Annotated in this window: 12 protein-coding genes; 8 read left to right on the top strand and 4 right to left on the bottom strand. The window is 63.1% G+C overall.

What is annotated here, in order from left to right; genetic code table 11:
- Positions 1 to 48 precede the first annotated feature (48 nt).
- Positions 49 to 2,988: a bifunctional [glutamate--ammonia ligase]-adenylyl-L-tyrosine phosphorylase/[glutamate--ammonia-ligase] adenylyltransferase gene (gene glnE / locus KI243_RS02415; RefSeq protein ID WP_017125127.1), complete on the bottom strand. Its 2,940-nt coding sequence runs from the start codon at positions 2,986 to 2,988 to the stop codon at positions 49 to 51.
- A gap of 384 nt (positions 2,989 to 3,372) precedes the next feature.
- Between glnE and aceE the strand changes: the two genes are divergently transcribed.
- The 4 genes from aceE (at position 3,373) to msrA (ending at position 11,728) form a co-directional block, all read left to right on the top strand.
- Positions 3,373 to 6,018 (top strand): pyruvate dehydrogenase (acetyl-transferring), homodimeric type, encoded by a 2,646-nt coding sequence (gene aceE / locus KI243_RS02410; RefSeq protein WP_017125128.1) that lies wholly within the window; start codon positions 3,373 to 3,375, stop codon positions 6,016 to 6,018.
- Positions 6,019 to 6,029: 11 nt separating this feature from the next.
- Positions 6,030 to 7,979: a dihydrolipoyllysine-residue acetyltransferase gene (aceF, locus tag KI243_RS02405; RefSeq protein ID WP_212810407.1), complete on the top strand. Its 1,950-nt coding sequence runs from the start codon at positions 6,030 to 6,032 to the stop codon at positions 7,977 to 7,979.
- Between the two features lie 328 nt (positions 7,980 to 8,307).
- Complete coding sequence (locus KI243_RS02400) at positions 8,308 to 11,001, top strand: GGDEF and EAL domain-containing protein (RefSeq protein ID WP_212810406.1); 2,694 nt, start codon at positions 8,308 to 8,310, stop codon at positions 10,999 to 11,001.
- Between the two features lie 79 nt (positions 11,002 to 11,080).
- A complete protein-coding gene (gene msrA / locus KI243_RS02395) occupies positions 11,081 to 11,728 on the top strand; it encodes a peptide-methionine (S)-S-oxide reductase MsrA (RefSeq protein ID WP_017126857.1) in 648 nt (215 codons plus the stop codon).
- Positions 11,729 to 11,892: 164 nt separating this feature from the next.
- Here the strand turns inward: msrA and rlmJ are convergent, their stop codons facing one another.
- A complete protein-coding gene (rlmJ, locus tag KI243_RS02390; RefSeq protein ID WP_177083438.1) occupies positions 11,893 to 12,729 on the bottom strand; it encodes a 23S rRNA (adenine(2030)-N(6))-methyltransferase RlmJ in 837 nt (278 codons plus the stop codon).
- Positions 12,730 to 12,876: 147 nt separating this feature from the next.
- Here rlmJ and KI243_RS02385 point away from each other — a divergent pair, with 147 nt between their 5' ends.
- Together KI243_RS02385 and KI243_RS02380 are read left to right on the top strand one after the other, a co-directional pair.
- The gene (locus KI243_RS02385; RefSeq protein WP_017126859.1) at positions 12,877 to 13,371 is read left to right on the top strand and encodes a DUF2165 domain-containing protein; all 495 of its coding nucleotides are present in this window, start codon (positions 12,877 to 12,879) and stop codon (positions 13,369 to 13,371) included.
- 171 nt (positions 13,372 to 13,542) lie between these two features.
- Complete coding sequence (locus KI243_RS02380) at positions 13,543 to 14,811, top strand: aminotransferase class V-fold PLP-dependent enzyme (protein WP_017126860.1); 1,269 nt, start codon at positions 13,543 to 13,545, stop codon at positions 14,809 to 14,811.
- A 61-nt stretch (positions 14,812 to 14,872) separates the two neighbouring features.
- On the opposite strand, the gene putP is transcribed toward KI243_RS02380, so the two are convergent.
- Positions 14,873 to 16,357 (bottom strand): sodium/proline symporter PutP, encoded by a 1,485-nt coding sequence (gene putP, locus KI243_RS02375; RefSeq protein ID WP_017126861.1) that lies wholly within the window; start codon positions 16,355 to 16,357, stop codon positions 14,873 to 14,875.
- A 458-nt stretch (positions 16,358 to 16,815) separates the two neighbouring features.
- Between putP and putA the strand changes: the two genes are divergently transcribed.
- On the top strand, positions 16,816 to 20,769 hold the full coding sequence (gene putA / locus KI243_RS02370) for a trifunctional transcriptional regulator/proline dehydrogenase/L-glutamate gamma-semialdehyde dehydrogenase (protein WP_177127935.1): 3,954 nt from the start codon (positions 16,816 to 16,818) through the stop codon (positions 20,767 to 20,769).
- Between the two features lie 50 nt (positions 20,770 to 20,819).
- Here the strand turns inward: putA and KI243_RS02365 are convergent, their stop codons facing one another.
- Positions 20,820 to 21,902 carry an anthrax toxin-like adenylyl cyclase domain-containing protein gene (locus KI243_RS02365; protein ID WP_212810405.1) on the bottom strand — a complete coding sequence of 361 codons (1,083 nt, stop codon included), beginning with the start codon at positions 21,900 to 21,902 and terminating at the stop codon, positions 20,820 to 20,822.
- Between the two features lie 222 nt (positions 21,903 to 22,124).
- Here KI243_RS02365 and KI243_RS02360 point away from each other — a divergent pair, with 222 nt between their 5' ends.
- Positions 22,125 to 23,927 (top strand): acyl-CoA dehydrogenase, encoded by a 1,803-nt coding sequence (locus KI243_RS02360; protein WP_212810404.1) that lies wholly within the window; start codon positions 22,125 to 22,127, stop codon positions 23,925 to 23,927.
- The last annotated feature ends 76 nt before the right edge of the window (positions 23,928 to 24,003 follow it).

Genomic DNA, 24,003 nt, shown 5'->3' with positions numbered 1-24,003 from the left:
AACGATCAGGGAGGCCTGTGGCCTCCCCGGTCTTTGCGTGTGGCCGTCCTAGCTTAGTCCCAGTTCAGCCCAGATCCGCATCACGTCGCGCCGCTCGACCATGAACTGGTCACCGCCGATGACGCCGGCTTCCTTCTGCAAGGCCTGGCGATGGGCGGCGGAACGGTAGGCCTTATAAGCCTCGCGCAGCAGGGCGGCATCGGTCGCGGGGATCAGCCCGGCCTGCTCCAACCCCTCGAGAATGCGGATATTATCCGTGTAGCGCAGTAACGCCGGGTGCTCTTTCGACCAGGCCAAGGTCGCGTATTGCACCATAAATTCAATATCGACGATACCTCCGGCGTCCTGCTTGAGGTCGAACGGCGCCGCGGCATCAAAGGCATTGGCCGCGGTGCCGGCGGCAGTCGCCTTGCTGCCGAGGTTGTCGCGCATCTTGGCGCGCATCTCGCTGACTTCCTGGCGCAGGGTCGGCAGATCCCGCTCGCGCCCCAGCACCGCCGCGCGGACTTTCTCGAAAGCGCTCCCGACGTCTTTGCAACCCACCAGTACCCTGGCGCGGATCAGCGCCTGGTGCTCCCAGGTCCAGGCCTCGTTCTGCTGATAACGCTCGAAGGCCCCGAGAGAGCTGACCAGCAGACCGGAAGCGCCGGATGGCCGCAGGCGCATGTCCACCTCATAGAGCTGGCCGGAGTTGGTCTGGGTGGTCAGCAGGTGAATGATCCGCTGCCCCAGCCGGGTGAAGAACTGCGCCGTGTCGATCGGCTTGGCGCCATCGGTCTCGGCATTCGGGTCGCCGTCGTGGATGAACACCAGGTCGAGGTCCGAGCCGTGCCCGAGTTCGATCCCGCCGACCTTGCCGTAACCGACAATGATAAAGCCGGGATCGCACAAGGTGCCGTCCGCCCGTTGCGGCGAGCCGTACTTGCCGACGGTCTGGCGCCAGGCCAGGGCCAGCACCTGTTCGAGGATCGCCTCGGCGAGCCAGGTCAGGTAATCGCTGACCTTCATCAGCGGCAGGCTGCCGGAGATTTCCGAGGCGGCAACCCGCAGCCGGTGCGCCAGCTTGAAGTGCCGCAAGGCCTCCATCTGCTGCTCGAGGTCGTCCTCGGGAATCCGCGTCAGGCGCTCGCGCAACTCGGCGGCCAGCTCCGGTGCCAACGGCGGCTTGAACAGCCGGCCTTCGTTGAGCAATTCGTCCAGCAACATCGGGAAACGGGTGATCTGCTCGGCAATCCACGGACTGGCGGCGCACAAGGTCAGCAACTGGCGCAGCGCACCGGGGTTCTCCGTGAGCAACACCAGATAGGCGGAGCGCCGTGCGACGGCCTCGACCAGGGGCAGCACCCGCTCCAGCACCAGGTCCGGATCGGCGTGCTCGACCGCCTGGGCCAGCAGACGCGGAATAAAGGCATCGAGGCGTTCCCGGCCGAGGCGCTGCATGGCGCGCAATTGCGGACTGCCGCGCAAGGCCGCGAGTTGCTTCAGCGCCTTCGGCGCGTCCTTGAACCCGCCCTCTTCCAACTGGCGACTGGCGGCCTCTTCATCCTGGGCCTCTTCCCACAGCGGCAACCACTCTCCACCCACGGCGACCTGACATTCTTCGCCATCTTCCTCGTCCGGGTCGGCGATGACCTGACGGAAGTGCCAGTCGACCCGGCCACGCCAGTACATCAATTGCTCATGGAACGCCGCCCAGTTGTCGAAACCGAGCATGAAGGCGATACGCGCCTGATCCTTCTCGTCATCGGGCAGCATCTGGGTCTGGCGATCGGCAATCGCCTGGATCGCATGCTCGGTGTAGCGCAGGAATTCGTAGCCGTTGCGCAACTCGGCGATCACCGCCGGCGGCAGGTAACCCTGGCCTTCGAGGGTGCCCAGGACCTTCAGCAACGGCCGTTGCTGCAGGCTCAGGTCACGCCCGCCGTGAATCAGCTGGAACGCCTGGGCGATGAACTCGACCTCGCGGATACCACCGGAGCCCAGCTTGATATTCTCGGCCATGCCCTTGCGGCGGACTTCCTGCTGGATCAGTTGCTTCATGGTGCGCAACGCTTCGATCGCGGAAAAATCCAGGTAACGCCGATAGACGAATGGTCGCAGCATCTCCAGCAACTGCGCGCCCGCCACCTGGTCGCCGGCCACCACCCGCGCCTTGATCATCGCGTAGCGTTCCCAGTCGCGACCCTGGTCCTGGTAATACTGCTCCAGCGCGTTGAAGCTCAGCACCAGCGCACCCGCCGAACCATAAGGCCGCAGGCGCATGTCGACACGGAAGACGAATCCGTCGACGGTGATCGGGTCCAGCGCCTTGATCAGTCGCTGCCCCAGGCGGATAAAGAATTCCTGGTTGTCCAGCGGGCGTTTTACCCCGACAGTCTCGCCACCTTCCGGGTAAGCGAAGATCAGGTCGATGTCGGAGGACAGGTTCAGCTCCACGGCGCCGAGCTTGCCCATGCCGAGAATGACCATCTGCTGTGGCTCGCCACTGCGCCGACCGGTGGGCGTGCCGAACTGCTGGCAATGACGCTGGTACAACCACTGGTAGGCCTGGTCGATGCTGGCATCGGCCATGTCCGAGAGATCGCGACAGGTCTGTACCAGGTCCGCCTGGCGCGTCAGGTCGCGCCAGATGATCCGCACCTGCTGACGGGTCCGCTGGCGCCGCAACAGGCGCCCCAGCTCATCCTCGCTTTGCGCCTGCTGCACCGCGGCGGCAATCTGCCCGCACATTTCTCCCGGAGCGAAGCCGCGATCCAGGTCGCCGAACTGCACCAGTTCCAGCAACATCAAAGGGTCACGCACCGATTGTTCAATAAAGAAGTCGCTGGCGGCGCTGACCCTGGCGAAGTCCGCCCAGCGCTCGGGCGACCAGCCGGCCAGGCCGTGGTCGTCGTCCAGCGCGGCGACGGCCGTGCGGAACGACTGCTCGGCGCGGCTGACAAAAGGCAGGAGAATGGCCGGTAAAACGGCCAGTGCAGGTAGGCTCATGGTCTATCCTTGATCGGCGAACAAGCAGCCGCAAACTGTGATGGCGAGAAACACGCTCTGAAAAGGACTGTCGAACAAAAGTTAGAAATAGCTGATAATCGGTTTTTCTTGGCAGCCAACATCAAGCGCCCACCTGATAATGTTTATTTTCGACCAACAATATCGATTATTCTCACAACGTAACAGGAAGTTTTCGCTCGCTGATCTGTAGTTTTACTACTCGTCTATACATTCGGAAGGCTGAAATGCTTGACGATTTGTAGTAAAACTACAGAACCCCCGGAACAACCTCCGGACCATCCAAGAATTTATGTCGTCTGCCCACAAGGCCAGTCGCAAACTCAGGCAACCGATTCTGGAAGCCTTTCCGCCCTGGAGCAAGCCATGCAAGACCTCGATCCCGTCGAAACCCAGGAATGGCTGGACGCCCTGGAATCGGTTCTCGACAAAGAAGGCGAAGACCGTGCTCACTACCTGATGACCCGTATGGGCGAACTCGCGACCCGCAGCGGCTCGCAACTGCCCTACGCCATCACCACGCCTTACCGCAACACCATCCCCGTCACCCACGAAGCACGCATGCCTGGCGACCTGTTCATGGAACGCCGCATTCGCTCGCTGGTGCGCTGGAACGCGATGGCCATGGTAATGCGCACGAACTTGAAAGATTCTGACCTGGGCGGTCACATCTCCAGTTTCGCCTCCAGCGCCACCCTGTATGACATCGGTTTCAACTACTTCTTCCAGGCCCCGACCGACGAACACGGCGGCGACCTGATCTACTTCCAGGGCCACACCTCGCCAGGCGTCTACGCCCGTGCGTTCATGGAAGGCCGCATCACCGAAGAACACATGAACAACTTCCGCCAGGAAGTCGACGGTCAGGGCCTGTCGTCCTACCCGCACCCTTGGCTGATGCCTGATTTCTGGCAGTTCCCGACCGTATCCATGGGTCTGGGCCCGATCCAGGCGATCTACCAGGCACGCTTCATGAAGTACCTGGAAGCCCGTGGCTTCATTCCGGAAGGCAAGCAGAAAGTCTGGTGCTTCCTGGGCGACGGCGAGTGCGACGAGCCGGAATCCCTCGGCGCCATCTCCCTGGCCGGCCGCGAGAAGCTGGACAACCTGATCTTCGTCATCAACTGCAACCTGCAGCGCCTCGACGGCCCGGTTCGCGGCAACGGCAAGATCATCCAGGAACTCGAAGGCGTGTTCCGTGGCGCCCAGTGGAACGTCACCAAAGTCATCTGGGGCCGTTTCTGGGACCCACTGCTGGCCAAGGACGTCGACGGTATCCTGCAACGTCGCATGGACGAAGTCATCGACGGCGAGTATCAGAACTACAAGGCCAAGGACGGCGCGTTCGTCCGTGAGCACTTCTTCAACACGCCTGAACTCAAGGCGATGGTTGCCGATCTGTCCGACGACGAGATCTGGAAGCTCAACCGTGGCGGCCACGACCCGTACAAGGTCTACGCGGCGTACCACGAAGCGGTCAACCACAAGGAACAACCGACCGTCATCCTGGCCAAGACCATCAAGGGTTATGGCACCGGTGCCGGCGAAGCGAAAAACACCGCGCACAACACCAAGAAAGTCGATGTCGACAGCCTGAAGTTGTTCCGCGATCGCTTCGACATCCCGGTCAAGGACGAAGAGCTGGAGAACCTGCCGTTCTTCAAGCCTGAGCCAAACAGCGCCGAAGCCCGCTACCTGAGCGAGCGCCGTGCCGCACTGGGCGGTTTCGTGCCACAGCGTCGCGCCCAGAGCTTCAGCGTGCCGACGCCGTCCCTGGATACCCTCAAGGCGATCCTCGACGGTTCGGGCGACCGTGAAATCTCCACCACCATGGCCTTCGTGCGGATCCTCGCGCAACTGGTCAAGGACAAGGAAATCGGCCCGCGCATCGTTCCGATCATCCCGGACGAAGCCCGTACCTTCGGTATGGAAGGCATGTTCCGTCAGTTGGGCATCTACTCCTCCGTCGGCCAGCTCTACGAGCCAGTCGATAAAGACCAGGTGATGTTCTACAAGGAAGACAAGAAGGGCCAGATCCTCGAGGAAGGCATCAACGAAGCGGGCGCCATGAGCTCCTTCATCGCTGCCGGTACTTCGTACTCCAGCCACAACCAGCCAATGCTGCCGTTCTACATCTTCTACTCGATGTTCGGCTTCCAGCGTATCGGCGACCTGGCCTGGGCCGCCGGCGACAGCCGTACCCGTGGCTTCCTGATCGGCGGCACCGCCGGCCGGACCACGCTGAACGGCGAAGGCCTGCAACACGAAGACGGTCACAGCCACATCCTGGCCGCCACCATCCCGAACTGCCGCACCTTCGATCCAACCTACGGCTACGAGCTGGCGGTGATCATCCAGGACGGCATGAAGAAGATGACCGAAGAGCAACAGGACATCTTCTACTACATCACCGTGATGAACGAATCCTACCAGCAGCCAGCCATGCCGGCCGGCGCCGAGGAAGGCATCATCAAGGGCATGTACCTGCTCGAGGAAGACACCAAGGAAGCGGCTCACCACGTGCAACTGATGGGCTCCGGCACCATCCTGCGCGAAGTGCGTGAAGCGGCGAAGATCCTGCGCGAGCAATTCAACATCGGCGCCGACGTATGGAGCGTCACCAGCTTCAACGAACTGCGCCGCGACGGCCTGGCAGTGGAACGCAGCAACCGCCTGCACCCTGGCCAGAAGCCGAAGCTGAGCTACGTCGAGGAATGCCTCAACGGCCGCAAGGGTCCGGTGATCGCTTCTACCGACTACATGAAGTTGTTTGCTGAACAGATCCGCCAGTGGGTCCCATCCAAGGAGTTCAAAGTCCTCGGTACCGACGGTTTCGGCCGCAGTGACAGCCGCAAGAAGCTGCGTCACTTCTTCGAAGTCGACCGTCATTTCGTGGTGTTGGCAGCCCTGGAAGCCTTGGCTGACCGTGGCGATATCGAACCTAAAGTGGTGGCCGAGGCCATCGTCAAGTTCGGGATCGACCCGGAAAAACGCAACCCACTGGACTGCTGAGGAGACACCCTGTGAGCGAACTCATTCGCGTACCTGACATCGGCAGCGGTGAAGGTGAAGTAATTGAACTGTTTGTGAAGGTCGGCGACCGCATCGAAGCCGACCAGAGCATCCTGACGCTGGAATCGGACAAGGCGAGCATGGAAGTGCCCGCCCCGAAGGCCGGTATCATCAAGAGCCTGAAAGTGAAGCTGGGCGACCGCCTGAAAGAAGGCGACGAACTGCTTGAGCTGGAAGTCGAAGGCGCCGCCGCCCCAGCGGCAGCTCCTGCGCCTGCTGCCAAGGCGGCTCCAGCCGCTGCGCCGGCACCGGCTGCCGCTCCCGCCGCCGCACCTGCCGCGGCTTCGGCCCAGCAAGTGCACGTGCCGGACATCGGTTCGTCGGGCAAGGCCCAGATCATCGAGATCTCGGTCAAGGTCGGCGACAGCATCGAGGCCGATCAGTCGCTGATCACTCTCGAGTCCGACAAGGCCAGCATGGAAATCCCTTCGCCGGCCGCCGGCGTCGTGGAAAGCATCAGCGTCAAGCTCAACGACGAAGTCGGTACCGGCGACCTGATCCTGGTCCTGAAAGTCGCGGGCGCCGCCTCGGCCGCAGCTCCGGCACCGGCCCAGGCCGCCGCGCCTGCCGCCGCTCCAGCAGCAGCGCCAGCCGCTGCACCGGCTGCTCCGGCAGCCGACAGCGTCCAGGACATCCACGTGCCGGATATCGGCTCGTCGGGCAAGGCCAAGATCATCGAAGTCTCGGTCAAGGCCGGTGACACCGTCGAAGTCGATCAATCGCTGATCACCCTCGAATCCGACAAGGCCAGCATGGAAATCCCGTCGCCGGCCGCCGGTGTCGTGGAAAGCGTATCGATCAAGCTGGACGACGAAGTCGGTACCGGTGACCTGATCCTGAAATTGAAGGTCAAGGGCGCAGCCCCGGCCGCCGCACCGGCCCCCGCCGCAGCACCTGCCGCACCGGCCCAGGCAGCGGCTCCAGCGCCTGCCGCTGCAGCCCCCGCCGCCGCTCCGGCTGTCGCACCGGCCAATTCCGGCGCCAAGGTTCATGCCGGCCCGGCGGTACGCCAGCTGGCCCGCGAATTCGGCGTCGAGCTGAACGCGGTGAGCGCAAGCGGCCCGCACGGTCGTATCCTCAAGGAAGACGTGCAGGTCTACGTCAAGGCCATGATGCAGAAGGCCAAGGAAGCACCGGCCGCTGCTGCCGGCGCAACCGGTGGTGCCGGTATCCCGCCGATCCCGGTCGTGGACTTCAGCCGCTTCGGCGAAACCGAAGAAGTGCCGATGACCCGCCTGATGCAGGCTGGCGCCGCCAACCTGCACCGCAGCTGGCTGAACGTGCCGCACGTGACCCAGTTCGACTCGGCGGATATCACCGAGCTGGAAGCGTTCCGCGTGGCCCAGAAGGCCGTGGCCGAGAAGGCTGGCGTCAAGCTGACCATCCTGCCGCTGCTGCTCAAGACCTGCGCGCACCTGCTCAAGGAACTGCCGGACTTCAACAGTTCGCTGGCCCCGAGCGGCAAGGCGATCATTCGCAAGAAGTACGTCAACATCGGCTTCGCCGTCGACACCCCGGATGGCCTGCTGGTACCGGTCATCAAGAACGTCGACCAGAAGAACCTGCTGCAACTCGCTGCCGAAGCGGCTTCCCTGGCTGAAAAGGCCCGGACCAAGAAGCTCTCCGCCGACGACATGCAGGGCGCCTGCTTCACCATCTCCAGCCTCGGGCACATTGGCGGCACCGGCTTCACGCCGATCGTCAACGCACCGGAAGTGGCGATCCTCGGCGTTTCCAAGGCCGCCATCCAGCCAGTCTGGGATGGCAAGGCCTTCCAGCCGAAGCTGATGCTGCCCCTGTCGTTGTCCTACGATCACCGTGTGATCAACGGTGCCGCGGCGGCGCGCTTCACCAAGCGCCTGAGCGACCTGCTGGCGGATATCCGTACTATCCTGCTGTAACCCGCGACCCGGCTTTCTCTCGCGAGGAAGCCGGGTTCGCCGTAGCGATTTCCGAGCGCCACGCTCGTACCTCAACCCCGCCAACTGGCGGGGCTTTTTTTTGCCCGCCCTCCGCCACGCGAAAGCACCACGCAAAGGTACGGTGCAGAGCGCCAAGCGCCTTCCGCCCATCGCCCTTTTCTGAAGATTTTCACACCCCGGCCGATACATTGAAGGCACGGAGCCACTGTTCTGCTTGTCAGCCCGACCCGCTTAATGCAACCTTGCCCAACGCGCCAGAAAAAGGGTCATTACCCCGCGTGATCAGTACTCTTGAAGCGAGCTCTCAATGAAAAGCCAACCCGATGTCGCCAATAGATTGGCGGCCGAGGTAGTGACGCAACTGCCGGTGCCCTCGCGGCTCGGCATGCTGCGTTTCGAACGGCTGAATGAAGCAAGCTGGGCGCTGTTGTTTCTCGATCCCAATTGCGAACGCCAGTTCGGCCTGCCGGCCATCGAACTCTGCGCCCTCGTCGGCTCGCCCTATGCCAGCCTGATGGAGCCGGAAGCGCGTTATCGCCTGCATGACGCGATCCAGACGCAACTGGTCGACAGCCCGCATTACCTGATCCGCTACACCCTGCACACCGCCCAGGGCCCGCTGACCCTGCTGGAACTCGGCGAAGCCTACAAACAGCATAACCGCCACCTGTTGCGCGGCTATCTGCTGGTGGTCGAAGGGCTGCTCGGCCAGGAGCCGGGACTGCCCGTGGCCGACCTGGAGACCCAGAACAGCCGCCTGCAGATCGCCCTCGAACTGAACCAGCGCGCCCAGCAGGAACAACTGCTGCACCTGGACCGCGTGCGTGCCCAGCAGGACCTGATCCTGCGCCTGGCCCGCCAGCGCTACAGCCTGAACAACTCGCTGCAGGAAGCCGCCGAGCTGATCACCCGCAGCGCCTGCGACATCTACGAAATCGACAGTGCGAGCATCTGGAACCTCGAGGATCAGCGCCTGGTGCCGATCTCCGCTTATCACCGTGCCAGCCAGGAATACGTGCTGCCGGACGTGATCGACGCGAGCAACTTCCCCGACTACCTGGAAGCCCTGCACACCAGCCGCGCCATTGACGCCCACAACGCCATTCGCGACCCGCGTACCCGGGAGATGGCCGAAAGCCTGCGGCCCCGCGACATCAACGCCATGCTCGACGCCAGCATCCGCATCGACGGCCAGGTGGTCGGCGTGCTGTGCCTGGAACAGACCGGCCAGACCCGCGCCTGGCAATCGGATGAAATCGCTTTTGCCGGAGAGCTGGCGGACCAGTTCGCCCAGGTCATCAACAACCACAACCGGCGCACCGCCACCAGCGCCCTGCACCTGTTCCAGCGGGCAGTAGAGCAGAGCGCCAACGCCTTCCTGCTGGTCAATTGCGACGGCGTGGTGGAGTACGTCAACCCGAGCTTCACCGCCATCACCCAGTACAGCACCGAGGAAGTCCACGGCCAGAAACTCTCCGAGCTGCCGGCCCTGGAAAACCTCAGCGAGCTGCTGTTCGACGCACCGTCGAGCCTGGCCAAGAGCAACAGCTGGCAGGGCGAATTCAAGAGCCGGCGCAAGAATCTCGAACCCTACTGGGGCCAGTTGTCGATTTCCAAGGTCTACGGTGACAACCGCGAACTGACCCACTACATCGGCATCTACGAAGACATCACCCAGACCAAGCTCGCCCAACAACGCATCGAGCGCCTGGCCTACACCGACAACCTGACCAACCTGGGCAACCGCCCGGCGTTCATCCGCAACCTCGACGAGCGCTTCGCCCGCGACAGCGACTCGCCCATCAGCCTGCTGCTGGTGGATATCGACAACTTCAAGCGGATCAACGACAGCCTCGGCCACCAGACCGGCGACAAGCTGCTGATCAGCCTGGCCCGGCGCCTGCGCAACAGCCTGAGCCCGAGCGGCAGCCTGGCGCGCTTTGCCAGCAACGAATTCGCGGTACTGCTGGACGATACCGACCTGGAAACCGGCCAGCAGATCGCCAGCCAGTTGCTGACCACCCTCGACAAGCCGATGTTCGTCGACAACCAGCTGATCAGCGTCACCGGCTCCGTCGGCCTCGCCAGCGCGCCGTTGCACGGCCGCGACCCGCAGACCCTGATGCGCAACGCCGGCCTCGCGCTGCACAAGGCCAAGGCCAACGGCAAGCACCAGGTGCAGGTGTTCACCGAAGCGCTGAACGCCGAAGCCAGCTACAAGCTGTTCGTCGAGAACAACCTGCGCCGCGCCCTGACCCAGAACGAACTGGACGTGTTCTACCAGCCCAAGCTGTGCCTGCGCAGCGGGCGCCTGCTGGGGATGGAAGCGCTGTTGCGCTGGAACCATCCGGAAAAAGGCATGATCCGCCCGGACCAGTTCATCAGCGTCGCCGAAGAAACCGGCCTGATCATTCCGATCGGCAAGTGGATCGCCCGCCAGGCCTGCCGCATGAGCAAGGAACTGACCGCCCGCGGCCTGGGCAACCTGCAGGTGGCGATCAACCTGTCGCCCAAGCAGTTCTCCGATCCGGACCTGGTGGCGTCCATCGCCAGCATCCTCAAGGAAGAGCAACTGCCGCCGTCGCTGCTGGAGCTGGAACTGACCGAAGGCCTGCTGCTGGAAGCCACCGAAGACACCCGCCAGCAACTCGACCAGTTGAAAAAGCTCGGCCTGACCCTGGCCATGGACGATTTCGGCACCGGCTACTCGTCCTTGAGCTACCTGAAGAAATTCCCGATCGACATCATCAAGATCGACCGCAGCTTCATCCATGAAATCCCGGACAACCAGGACGACATGGAAATCACCTCCGCGGTGATCGCCATGGCCCACAACCTGAAACTCAAGGTGGTCGCCGAAGGCATCGAGACCTCCGAGCAACTGGCGTTCCTGCGCCGCCACCGTTGCGACGTCGGCCAGGGCTACCTGTTCGACCGGCCGATCCCCGGAGTCGAACTGGTGCGCCAGCTCAAACGCTATCCACGCGGCCCCCTGACCTGACAGCGCTGTAACACTCGGACACACTGTCGGTCTATTTCATAGTTACAGCTCATTTCAACCTGACTGAGAGGACTGCGACATGGTCTTGCGCTCGGAAATCCTGGTGAACAAAAACGTGCTCCCTACCAAAGAACAAGCTCTGCCTGGCCGCGAAACCCCTATCGCGGTTCCGGACAAACATTTCGTCAATGGCAACCCGCTGCTGGGCCCCTTCCCCGGCAACGTGGAATTCGCGATCTTCGGCCTGGGCTGCTTCTGGGGCGCGGAGCGGCGCTTCTGGCAGCGCGCGGGCGTCTACAGCACGTCGGTGGGCTACGCCGGCGGCTACACGCCCAACCCCACCTACGAAGAAGTCTGCTCGGGCCTGACCGGCCACAGCGAGGTGGTGCTGGTGGTCTACGAGCCGGAAATCGTCAGCTATGAAGAACTGCTGGCACTGTTCTGGGAACTGCACGATCCGACCCAGGGCATGCGCCAGGGCAACGATATCGGCACCCAATACCGCTCGGTGATCTATGCCACCAAGCCGGAACAACTGGAAGCGGCACTGAAGAGCAAGCAGGTGTTCCAGGCCGAACTGAGCAAGGCCGGCCACGGCAGCATCACCACGGAAATCGACGAGGCGCCGACCTTCTTCTACGCCGAGGCCTATCACCAGCAGTATCTGGCGAAGAACCCCGAAGGCTATTGCGGGATCCGCGGCACGGGCGTGACCTGCCCGATCTGATGACGGCGCTCCCTTGTGGGAGCCGCCTTGCCGGCGATAGCGCTCTTGCTATCGCCGAATCCGGGGTGGATGACCGCCTTCGCGCGGATCGCCAGCAAGCCGGCTCCTACAGGGTGGGTGGTGTTTTCAGTATTTGGGTGAACACCCGAGAGCGGAAACGCCACTCACTCGGCAATCAGCCAGTCCATCCGCCAGTCGCCCTGGGTCTGACCCAGCTTCTGCGCCAGCCATGGCAACAATTCGCGCAACTCTTCTTCCAGGCCCCACGGTGGGTTGGCGATCGCCAGGCCCGAGCCATTGAGGCTTGCCGGCGTATCCAGCGGATGCACCAGCAGCTCCACCCGCAGCAACTTCGGCGCCCCGGTGCCGGCCAGGTCCTGGTAGAAACGCTTGAGGGCGCGCTGGTCCTTGATCGGATACCAGATCGCCGCCACGGTCTGACGCATACGGCCAATGGCTTCCTTCAGCGACGCGGCACAACGCTGCATCTCGTCCAGTTGCTCGAACGGCGGATCGATCAGCAGCACCGCGCGCTTTTCCGGCACCGGCAACAGCGCCCGCGCAACATGCCAGCCTTCGCCCAGGTGCACCGCCACACGCCGGTCGCCCTTCATGTTGTCCTTGAGCAGCTTGCCGTCTTCCGGGTGCTTTTCATTGAGCAGCACACGGTCCTGGGCCCGGCTCAGGCGCCGCGCCAGTTCCGGCGAGCCGGGGTAATAGCGCAACTCGCCATCCGGGTTCATCTCGTGCAGCACGCGCAGGTAATCGGCGGTTACCGCGGGCAGGTCCTGCTCGCCCCACAAGCGGGCGATCCCCTCCAGGTATTCGCCGGTGCGGCTGGCCTGGTCGCCCTTGAGGTCATACAGGCCGATGCCGGCATGGCTGTCGAGGTAGGCGAACGGCTGTTCCTTGCGCGCCATCAGGGCGATCAGGCGGGTCAGGACCAGGTGTTTCAAGACGTCGGCGTGATTGCCGGCGTGGAAGGCGTGACGGTAGTTCATGGCGACTCCTGCGAAGGAGGCGAAGTTTACCTTGTGGTCCACCCGCCGTCAGGTCGCAACGTACAAACGGCAGGGTCGGGCGCTGACATATTTCCCGCCATCGGCCGTGCTAACGTCCCTTTCCCGCCCACGAAGGACCCGAAAACAATGACCGTCCGCTACGCCAAGATCGTCCTGAGCCTCGCCCTTGCCGCCTTCGCCTTTATGGTCACCTTCAACAACGTCACCGACTATGGCTCCAACTTCGCCTTCGTCAGTCATGTGCTGAGCATGGACACCACCTTCGCGCACAATGCCGCGATGTACCGTGCGATCACCACCCCGCTGCTGTGGCACGCGGCCTACTGGCTGATCATCTTCGGCGAGGGCCTGACCGCGGTGCTGCTGGCCGCGGGCGCACTGTCCCTGTGGCGAGCGCGCAAGGCCGATGCCGCCAGCTTCGACCGGGCGAAGAAAGGGGTCATCGCTGGCGCTACCGTGGGTTTCCTGGTCTGGTTCTTCGGTTTCATGGTGGTCGGCGGCGAATGGTTCCTGATGTGGCAATCGCAGATCTGGAATGGCCAGGAAGGCGCCTTCAGGTTCTACATGGCCGTGCTCGGTGTACTGATCTTCGTCAATCAGGCGGACAACGAGCCGGCTTGAGCCAGGTCACTTGCCGACCAGGCGCCAGTATCGGACACTGGCGCACCGGCTTGCGGTCCGACAACGGGTACAGGACCCGGAGGTCATTGGCGACTCAGACACACGAGACCATTAAGCGACCGCAACTGCCTGGCAGTGCTCATTAATGGAATTTCACTGAGTCGAGACTTTATGAAAGACGCAACGATTGCGCTCCATCACGGTTTCAAGTCGGACCCGACCACCAAGGCCGTGGCCGTACCCATCTACCAGAACGTCGCCTTCGAATTCGATAACGCCCAGCACGGCGCCGACCTGTTCAACCTGGATGTACCGGGCAATATCTACACCCGGATCATGAATCCCACCAACGATGTGCTGGAACAACGCCTGGCAGCCCTCGAAGGCGGGATCGCCGGACTGGCCGTGTCCGCCGGCAGCGCGGCGATTCACTACGCCATCCAGACCCTGACCCGGGCCGGCGACAATATCGTTTCCACGCCACAGCTGTATGGCGGCACCTACACCCTCTTCGCCCACCTGTTGCCGAGCTTCGGCGTCGAGGTCCGTTTCGCCCGCGATGACTCCGCCGCAGCCATCGCCGAACTGATCGACGAGAATACCAAGCTGGTCTATTGCGAAAGCATCGGCAATCCGGCGGGCAATATCGTCGATCTCGAACGCTTCGCCGAGGTAGCACACGCCCACGGCGTACCGCTGATGGTCGACAACACCGTGGCGACGCCGATCCTGTGCAAACCGATCCAGTTCGGTGCCGATATCGTCGTGCACTCGGTGACCAAGTACGTCGGCGGACATGGCAACTCCCTGGGCGGGGTGATCGTCGATGCCGGGACCTTCCCCTGGGCCGACCATCCGGAAAAATTCCCCGGCCTCAATACCCCGGAAGCCGCCTATCACGGCGTGGTCTATACGGAAAAGTTCGGCCCGGCGGCCTTTATCGCCCGCGCCCGGACAGTCCCGCTGCGCAACACCGGCGCCGCACTGGCGCCGATGAACGCCTTCCTGCTGCTGCAGGGCCTGGAAACCCTCGCCTTGCGCATGGAGCGGCATACCGACAACGCACTCGAGGTGGCGCAATTCCTCAAGGCCCACGACCAGGTCGCCTGGGTCAGCTATGCCGGCCTGCAGGACCACCCGCACCATGAGCTGGCGCTCAAGTACATGAAGGGCAAGCCTTCGGCGATTCTGTCGTTCGGGCTCAAGGGCGGATACGAAGCCGGCGTGCGCTTCTACGATGCCCTGCAGATCTTCAAGCGCCTGGTGAATATCGGCGACGCCAAGTCCCTGGCCTGCCACCCGGCCTCCACCACCCACCGGCAAATGAACGCTGCGGAACAGGCCAAGGCCGGGGTGAAGCCGGAGATGATTCGCCTGTCGGTCGGCATCGAGGCGATCGAGGATCTCCTCGAAGACCTGCAACAGGCATTGCGCGCCTGAAACAAAACGGCCCGTCTCCAGGGAGACGGGCCGCTTGCCGATCAGCGAACGTTCAGTGCGATCAGTGTTCCTGGCGGAACTGTTTCTCTGCCGCGTCGAAACGCTGCAACATCAGCGCCGAAGGCTTGCCCATCTTGCTGACGATATAGATCGCGATGCTGGCGAACAGGAAGCCCGGGATGATTTCGTAGAGGCCCAGCAGATTGAAGTGCTTCCAGACGATCACCGTGATCGCGCCGACCAGGATCCCGGCCAGGGCGCCATTACGGGTCATGTCCTTCCAGATCACCGAAATCAGGACAACCGGGCCGAAGGCGGCACCGAAGCCCGCCCAGGCATAACTCACCAGGCCCAGTACGCGGTTTTCCGGATTCGCCGCCAGCGCGATGGCAATCACCGCCACCAGCAGTACCATCGCCCGGCCAACCCAGACCAGCTCACGCTGGGAGGCGGACTTGCGCAGGAAGGTCTTGTAGAAGTCTTCGGTCAGGGCACTGGAGCACACCAGCAACTGGCAGCTCAGGGTACTCATCACCGCGGCCAGGATCGCCGACAGCAGTACACCGGCGATCCATGGGTTGAAGAGGATTTTCGCCAGTTCGATAAACACCCGCTCATGGTTTTCGCTGACCGGACCGGCCACATCGGGATGCGCCGAGAAATAGGCGATACCGAAGAAGCCCACGGCCACCGTGCCGCCCAGGCACAGGATCATCCAGGTCATCGAGATGCGACGGGCGTTGGCGATCGACTTGACCGAATCCGCCGCCATGAAGCGCGCCAGGATATGCGGCTGGCCGAAGTAGCCCAGGCCCCAGCCCATCAGCGAGATGATGCCGATGAAGGTGGTGTTCTTGAGCATGTCGAAATTGCCCGGATCCTTGGCTTCGATCGCCAGGAAGGTGGTATCGACACCACCGGTGGCCAGCAACACGATGATCGGCGTGAGAATCAGCGCGAAGATCATCAGCGTGGCCTGCACGGTATCGGTCCAGCTCACCGCCAGGAAACCACCGACGAAGGTGTAGGCGATGGTCGCCGCCGCGCCGGCCCACAGCGCGGTGCCATAGGACATGCCGAAGGTACTTTCGAACAGGCGCGCACCGGCGACGATGCCCGAGGCGCAGTAGATGGTGAAGAACACCAGGATCACCACTGCGGCGATGATCCGCAGCACGCCGCTGTGGTCCTCGAAGCGGCTGGAGAAGTAATCCGGCAGGGTCAGCGCATCGCCGTTGTGCTCGGTCTGTACCCGCAGGCGACCGGCGACGAACAGCCAGTTCAGGTAGGCCCCGACGATCAGGCCGATGGCGATCCAGCTTTCCGACAGACCGGACATGTAGATGGCGCCCGGCAGGCCCATCAACAACCAGCCACTCATGTCGGAAGCACCGGCCGAAAGCGCGGTCACCACACTACCGAGGCTGCGGCCACCGAGAATGTAGTCGGAAAGGTTGTTGGTGGAGCGATAGGCCATCAGACCGATCAGCACCATGGCAGCGATATAGATCACAAAGGTGATCAGGGTTGGGTTGCTTACACTCATTCAAAAGCCCTGGCATTGTTTTTATTTAGCGGCGGCCCGCGACCGACACTTATGACGACTGTCTGTCAGACGGCTGAGCGGGCCGGACATTTATGACTGATATTTCCCCAGGAAAACCATCAGCCGATGACCCCGCTTGTAGGAGGTTGCACCTTGGTCGCGCATGCTATTAAACATAACAAAGAAGGTGCAACCTGTTTTGCCCGTTTAAGTTGCACCTTTGGACATTTCCACCTTTTCCGACTGTTTCTTGCTCCTTTTCGGAGCAAAAAGCCCGGCGCTGATAATTAAAAGGCTTCAAATCAGGGCAAAGGCCGGCAACCGGAAAAATTTTCCCGATCACGATCGGTTTTTTCCGCCGAAAAAAAGGGTTGTACCCGGTTGCACCTTGACTATCCCGAAGCTAATCTTGCTGCCAGCTGATGCCACGCCGTCGTGGCAACCATGAGGATAAGAAAATGGCTACGACCACCCTTGGGGTCAAACTCGACGACCCGACCCGCGAGCGCCTTAAAGCTGCGGCCCACTCGATTGATCGCACTCCCCACTGGCTGATCAAGCAAGCCATTTTCAACTACCTGGAAAAACTCGAGAGCGGTGCAACCCTGACCGAACTCAGCGGCACGGCCCGGGGTGAAACCGACGATGCCGGCGAGGTCCAGGCCGACCACACTCACCAGTGCTTCCTCGAATTCGCCGAAAGCATCCTCCCGCAATCGGTCCTGCGCGCCGCCATTACCGCCGCCTACCGTCGCCCCGAGCCGGAAGTGGTGCCGATGCTGCTGGAACAGGCCCGACTGCCTGCCGCCATGGCCGAGGCCACTCACAAACTGGCTTCGGGCATCGCCGAGAAGCTGCGCAACCAGAAGAGCGCCGGCGGCCGTGCCGGTATCGTCCAGGGCCTACTGCAGGAGTTCTCCCTGTCGTCCCAGGAAGGCGTGGCGCTGATGTGCCTGGCCGAAGCCCTGCTGCGCATCCCCGACAAGGGCACCCGCGACGCCCTGATCCGCGACAAGATCAGTACCGGCAACTGGCAGCCGCACCTGGGCAACAGCCCGTCGCTGTTCGTCAACGCCGCGACCTGGGGCCTGCTGCTGACCGGCAAGCTGGTCGCCACCCACAATGAAGCGGGCCTGACCTCGTCCCTGAGCCGCATCATCGGCAAGAGCGGCGAACCGATGATCCGCAAGGGCGTCGACATGGCCATGCGCCTGATGGGCGAACAGTTCGTCACCGGCGAGACCATCGCCGAGGCCCTGGCCAACGCCAGCCGCTTCGAAGCCAAGGGCTTCCGCTACTCCTACGACATGCTCGGCGAAGCGGCCCTGACCGAACACGACGCGCAGAAGTACCTGGCGTCCTACGAGCAGGCCATCCACGCCATCGGCAAGGCTTCCCACGGCCGCGGCATCTATGAAGGCCCGGGCATCTCCATCAAGCTGTCGGCCCTGCACCCGCGCTACAGTCGCGCCCAATACGAACGGGTGATGGACGAGTTGTACCCGCGCCTGCTGTCGCTGACCCTGCTGGCCAAGCAATATGATATCGGCCTGAACATCGACGCCGAGGAAGCCGACCGCCTGGAGCTGTCCCTGGACCTGCTCGAACGCCTGTGCTTCGAACCGCAACTGACCGGCTGGAACGGCATCGGTTTCGTCATCCAGGCCTACCAGAAGCGATGCCCGTACGTGATCGACTACGTCATCGACCTGGCGCGCCGCAGCCGTCATCGCCTGATGATCCGCCTGGTGAAGGGCGCTTACTGGGACAGCGAGATCAAGCGCGCCCAGGTCGAAGGCCTGGAAGGCTATCCGGTGTATACCCGCAAGGTGTACACCGACGTTTCCTATATTGCCTGCGCACGCAAGCTGCTGTCGGTGCCGGAAGTCATCTACCCGCAGTTCGCCACCCATAATGCCCACACCCTGTCGGCCATCTACCATATCGCCGGGCAGAACTATTACCCGGGCCAGTACGAATTCCAGTGTCTGCACGGTATGGGCGAGCCGCTCTACGAACAGGTCGTGGGCAAGGTCGCCGAGGGCAAGCTGAACCGTCCGTGCCGCGTCTACGCCCCGGTCGGCACCCATGAAACCCTGCTGGCCTACCTGGTTCGCCGGCTGCTGGAGAACGGGGCCAATACCTCCTTCGTCAACCGCATCGCCGACCAGTCCATTTCCATCCAGGAACTGGTCGCCGACCCGGTCAGCAGCATCGAGCAGATGGCCCTGCAGGAAGGCGGCTTCGGCCTGCCACATCCGCGCATTGCCTTGCCGCGCGAGCTGTACGGCCCGGAGCGCGCCAACTCGGCGGGCATCGACATGGCCAACGAACATCGCCTGGCCTCGCTGTCCTGCGCATTGCTGGCCAGCGCCCACAACCACTGGAAAGCCGTGCCGATGCTGGGCTGCGAGTCCAGCAACGAAACCGCGGCGCCGGTACTGAACCCATCGGATCACCGTGACCAGGTCGGCCATGTCCAGGAGGCCACGGTCGAAGATGTCGACAACGCCGTCCAGTGCGCCCTGAACGCCGCGCCGATCTGGCAGGCCACTCCACCGGCCGAGCGCGCCGCGATCCTGGAGCGTGCCGCCGATCTGATGGAAGGCGAGATCCAGCCGCTGATGGGCCTGCTGGTCCGCGAGGCCGGCAAGACCTTCGCCAACGCCATTGCCGAAGTCCGCGAGGCCGTGGATTTCCTGCGCTACTACGCGGTGCAGGCACGCAATGATTTCAGTAACGATGCCCACCGCCCATTGGGCCCCGTGGTCTGCATCAGCCCGTGGAACTTCCCGCTGGCCATCTTCAGCGGCCAGGTGGCTGCCGCGCTGGCCGCCGGCAACCCGGTGCTGGCCAAGCCGGCCGAACAGACCCCGCTGATCGCGGCCCAGGCCGTGCGCCTGTTGCTCGAAGCCGGGATTCCGGAAGGCGTGGTGCAACTGCTGCCGGGTCGCGGTGAAACCGTCGGTGCCCGCCTGGTCGGCGACGATCGCGTCAAGGGCGTGATGTTCACCGGCTCCACCGAAGTCGCCCGCCTGCTGCAGCGCAATGTCGCCGGGCGCCTGGACAACCTGGGCCGACCAATTCCCCTGATCGCCGAAACCGGCGGGCAGAACGCGATGATCGTCGACTCCTCGGCACTGACCGAACAAGTGGTCATCGACGTCGTCTCCTCGGCTTTCGACAGCGCCGGCCAACGTTGCTCGGCCCTGCGCGTGCTGTGCCTGCAGGAAGACTCCGCCGACCGCGTGATCGAAATGCTCAAGGGGGCCATGGCCGAATGCCGCCTCGGCAACCCGGAACGCCTGTCCGTGGATATCGGCCCGGTGATCGACGCCGAGGCCAAGGCCGGCATCGAGAAACATATCCAGGCCATGCGCGACAAAGGCCGCAGCGTCTACCAGGTCGCCATCGCCGACAGCGAGGAATGCAAGCGCGGCACTTTCGTCATGCCGACCCTGATCGAACTGGAAAGCTTCGACGAACTGCAGCGGGAGATCTTCGGCCCGGTGCTGCACGTGGTGCGCTACAAGCGCAAGGAAATCGACCAGCTGATCGCCCAGATCAACGCCTCGGGATACGGCCTGACCCTGGGCGTGCACACCCGGATCGACGAAACCATCGCCAAGGTCATCGACAACGTCAATGCCGGCAACGTCTACGTCAACCGCAACATCGTCGGTGCCGTGGTCGGCGTGCAGCCGTTCGGCGGCGAAGGCCTGTCGGGCACCGGTCCGAAAGCCGGCGGTCCGCTGTACCTGTATCGCCTGCTGGCAACCCGGCCAAGCGATGCCATCGAGCAATCGTTCGTGCGGGTCGATGCCCTGAATGCGCCGGATGTGCGTTTGCGCGATGCCATGAGCAAGCCGCTGACCGCACTGCAAACCTGGGCAGGCGCCAACCAGCAGGCCGATCTGGCAGAGCTGTGCGCGCGCTTCGCTACGCAATCGCAAAGCGGCATCACCCGCCCTCTGGTCGGCCCGACCGGCGAGCGCAACACCTATGCCATCCTGCCCCGCGAACACGTGCTGTGCCTGGCGGACCTCGAAACCGACCTGCTGACCCAGCTCGCCGCGGTGCTGGCGGTGGGCAGTTCGGCGGTATGGCCGGAGGGTGAGCCGGGCAAGGCGCTGTATGCGCGCCTGCCCAAAGAAGTACAGGCGCGCATCCAGCGGGTAGCCGACTGGCAGAAGGACGAGGTGATCTTCGATGCCGTGCTGCATCACGGTCATTCCGACCAGTTGCAGGCGGTCTGCCAACAGGTGGCCAAACGGGCCGGAGCGATTGTCGGCGTGCAGGGCCTGTCCCAGGGCGAAACCGGGATTGCCCTGGAACGCCTGGTGATCGAGCGGGCATTGAGCGTCAACACCGCCGCCGCGGGCGGTAACGCCAGCCTGATGACCATCGGCTGAACCACCTGAAAGACCAGGCGCCCGCAACGGGCGCCTGTTTCCACTCTCGCTCAGAACCCGAACCGGGGACTGTATTCAACCTGAAACCCCGCCTCCCTCAACTGCCCCTGCAGCGCCAGCAACTCCTCCCTGGATGACACCTGTCGAGGCCGAGGCGTCTCTCCACTCCCGCGATCCCTGGGAAAAAAGAAAATCGGCGCATCCCGCGCATCGAATCCGGGGGAAAAGGGATTGCCGGTCTCATCGTTGTGCCAGACCAGGTTGCCACCGGTGTAACCCGCCCCGGCAATTTCCCGGTTCAGCGCTTGCACGATAGCGATGCCGAAACGATGGATATTGCCCATATCCACATGCTCCTGCGCCCCCTCGAAGGCGGGCCGCCCGGTGAGCAGCGGCCTGGCCCTCTGTCTCAGTTCCTCACAGGCGTTCCCCACGAACATCGGTGCAACCCGCAGCGGCCGTACGTTGTCACCCTGGGCCCTGCGCGGATAAATCGAAAACAGGTCATAGTCCGCCGTGATCGCCCTGTCGCTGCCCGGATTGCTCAACACCTTCACCGGCCCCGCCTCGTCGAAGACCTGGCCTTTCGCGTCGATGCTGAAATGGGCGGATGCACCTGACGGGTACTCGGCCCGATAGCCTGAACCCCGCGCCGCCATGTGCCCGGTCGCCAGCAACTCGTCAATGCGTGCCGGGGACAACAGCAGGTTCACTGCCTTCGCCCCGCCGGCCAATGCCCCCTCGATACTGCGCTGCTGCCTGGCGACTTGCCCTGGAGCCACCTTCGAGTAGGCAGGATTCAACGGGATAAAACCGGCTGTCGGCCCGGTGCTGCTGGATTTGGCCTTGACGTGAAAATTCTTCGAGGAAAACCCTTCCCTGAGCAGGCTCGCACTCAGGGGGTTGGGCGCACGAATGCCGAGCACGACGCCGTAGCGGTCCGCCACGGCCTGAATCGCTTCGGCATACAACAATCCGGGGCCGGCAGCGGACGATACGGATTGCGCCGGGATTTTCTGAAACGCCTGGGGGCTGTTCGCGACCGCTTTCAGCGACTCGGACAAGACCGAAGGCAAGGCATCCCTCAAAGGCCCGACGCTGAGAGACGGGGTGGTTGACAGTTTTTCCAGCATGGAGTGCTCCATCAAAAAAACTCGAAGGACCACTTTGACGGCAACCGATTCGTTCAAATATCAGAAAAAACCCCTACACGGCACTCTCTCGCGCCGACAAATACTACAAACCCAAGCGACGCCCCTGTCACTGCTTTGACCCTCCATCACCCAGATCAATCTTGCTAGGCACTGCCCATTCAGCCACCTAGACTCGGTCCATCCCATCAAAGGTAGGCCGCCATGTCCGAGACGCTGCTCAGTTCCCGTAATCTGGCTTTCGAGCTGTATGAAGTCCTCGATGCCGAAGGCCTGACCCAGCGCGAGCGGTTTGCCGAGCACTCACGGGAAACCTTCGACGCCGCCCTCGGCACCGCCCGCACCATCGCCGAAAAGTTCTTCGCCCCGCACAACCGCAAGAACGATGAAAACGAGCCGCGCTATGAAAACGGCGAGGCGATCCTGATCCCGGAAGTGAAGCCGGCGGTGGATGCCTTCCTCGAAGCCGGATTCCTCAACGCCGCGCGCAGCTTCGAGGCAGGCGGCATGCAATTGCCGACGCTGCTGTCGCAAGCCTGCTTCGCGCATTTCCAGTCGGCCAACGCCGCCTCGACCTCCTATCCGTTCCTGACCATGGGCGCGGCGAACCTGATCGAGAGTTTCGGCAGCGATGAGCAGAAGCGACGCTTCCTGCAGCCGATGATCGACGGACGCTTCTTCGGCACCATGGCGCTGACCGAACCCCATGCCGGCTCGTCGCTGGCCGATATCCGTACCCGCGCCGAACCGGCGTCCGACGGCAGCTATCGCCTCAAGGGCAACAAGATCTTCATTTCCGGCGGCGATCACCCGCTGTCGGAAAACATCGTGCACATGGTCCTCGCCAAGCTGCCGGACGCACCGCCCGGAGTGAAGGGGATTTCGCTGTTTATCGTGCCCAAGTTCCTGGTCAACGACGATGGCAGCCTCGGCCCGCGCAACGATGTGCTGCTGGCCGGGCTGTTCCACAAGATGGGCTGGCGGGGCACCACCTCCACCGCGCTGAACTTCGGCGATAACGGTAGTTGCGTCGGCTATCTGGTGGGCAAGCCGCACCATGGCCTGAGCTATATGTTCCAGATGATGAACGAGGCACGCATCGGCGTCGGCATGGGCGCGGTGATGCTCGGTTATGCCGGCTACCTGTACTCCCTGGAATATGCGCGGGAACGCCCGCAAGGCCGTCTGCCCGACAGCAAGGACCCGGGCACCGCGCCGGTGGCGATCATCCAGCATGCCGACGTCAAGCGCATGCTGCTGACCCAGAAGGCCTATGTCGAAGGCTCGTTCGACCTCGGCCTGTACGCCGCCCGGCTGTTCGACGACACCACGACCCTGGCCTCGGAAGTCGAACGGCGCCAGGCCCATGAACTGCTCGACCTGCTGACCCCGATCGTCAAGTCCTGGCCCTCGGAGTTCTGCCTGAAGGCCAACGAGCTGGCGATCCAGATCCTCGGCGGCCACGGCTATACCCGCGAATACCCGGTGGAACAGTATTACCGCGACAACCGCCTCAACCCGATCCACGAAGGCACCCACGGCATCCAGTCGCTGGACCTGCTGGGCCGCAAGCTGGCGCAGAATGGCGGTGCCGGGCTCAAGCAACTGATCCGGCTGATCGCCGACACGGCCCGACGGGCAACCGCGCACACCTCGCTGGACGCCCTGCGCGAACCGCTGGAGCAACTGGTCGCCCGCCTGCAGGCGGTGACCATCGGCCTGCTGACCGACCTGGCCCAGGGCAAGGTCAGCGGCAGCCTCGCCAATTCGGCGCTGTACCTGAAAGCGTTCGGCCACACGGTGATCGGCTGGCGCTGGCTGGAACAGGCGGTCCGGGCCGAAGAAGGCCTGGCCAGGGGCAACCCGGCGGACCGGGCGTTCTACAAGGGCAAGTTGCAGGCTGCCCGCTACTTCCTGACCTGGGAAGTCCCCGGCTGCCATCATGAGCTGACGATTCTCGAAGCACGGGACGATACCTGCCTGGCCATGCAGGACGATTGGTTCTAAAGCTTTTTGACAGCAGTACATTTCAACAGGTTAGAATCGCTGGCACGCAGACTGCATGGTCAGTCTGCGCACCGCC

Origin of the sequence: Pseudomonas sp. Ost2 (assembly GCF_018326065.1) — a bacterium.
GTDB lineage: Bacteria > Pseudomonadota > Gammaproteobacteria > Pseudomonadales > Pseudomonadaceae > Aquipseudomonas > Aquipseudomonas gingeri.
Note: the sequence above shows the minus strand (reverse complement) of the source record. Positions and strands in the feature narration are given on the sequence as shown.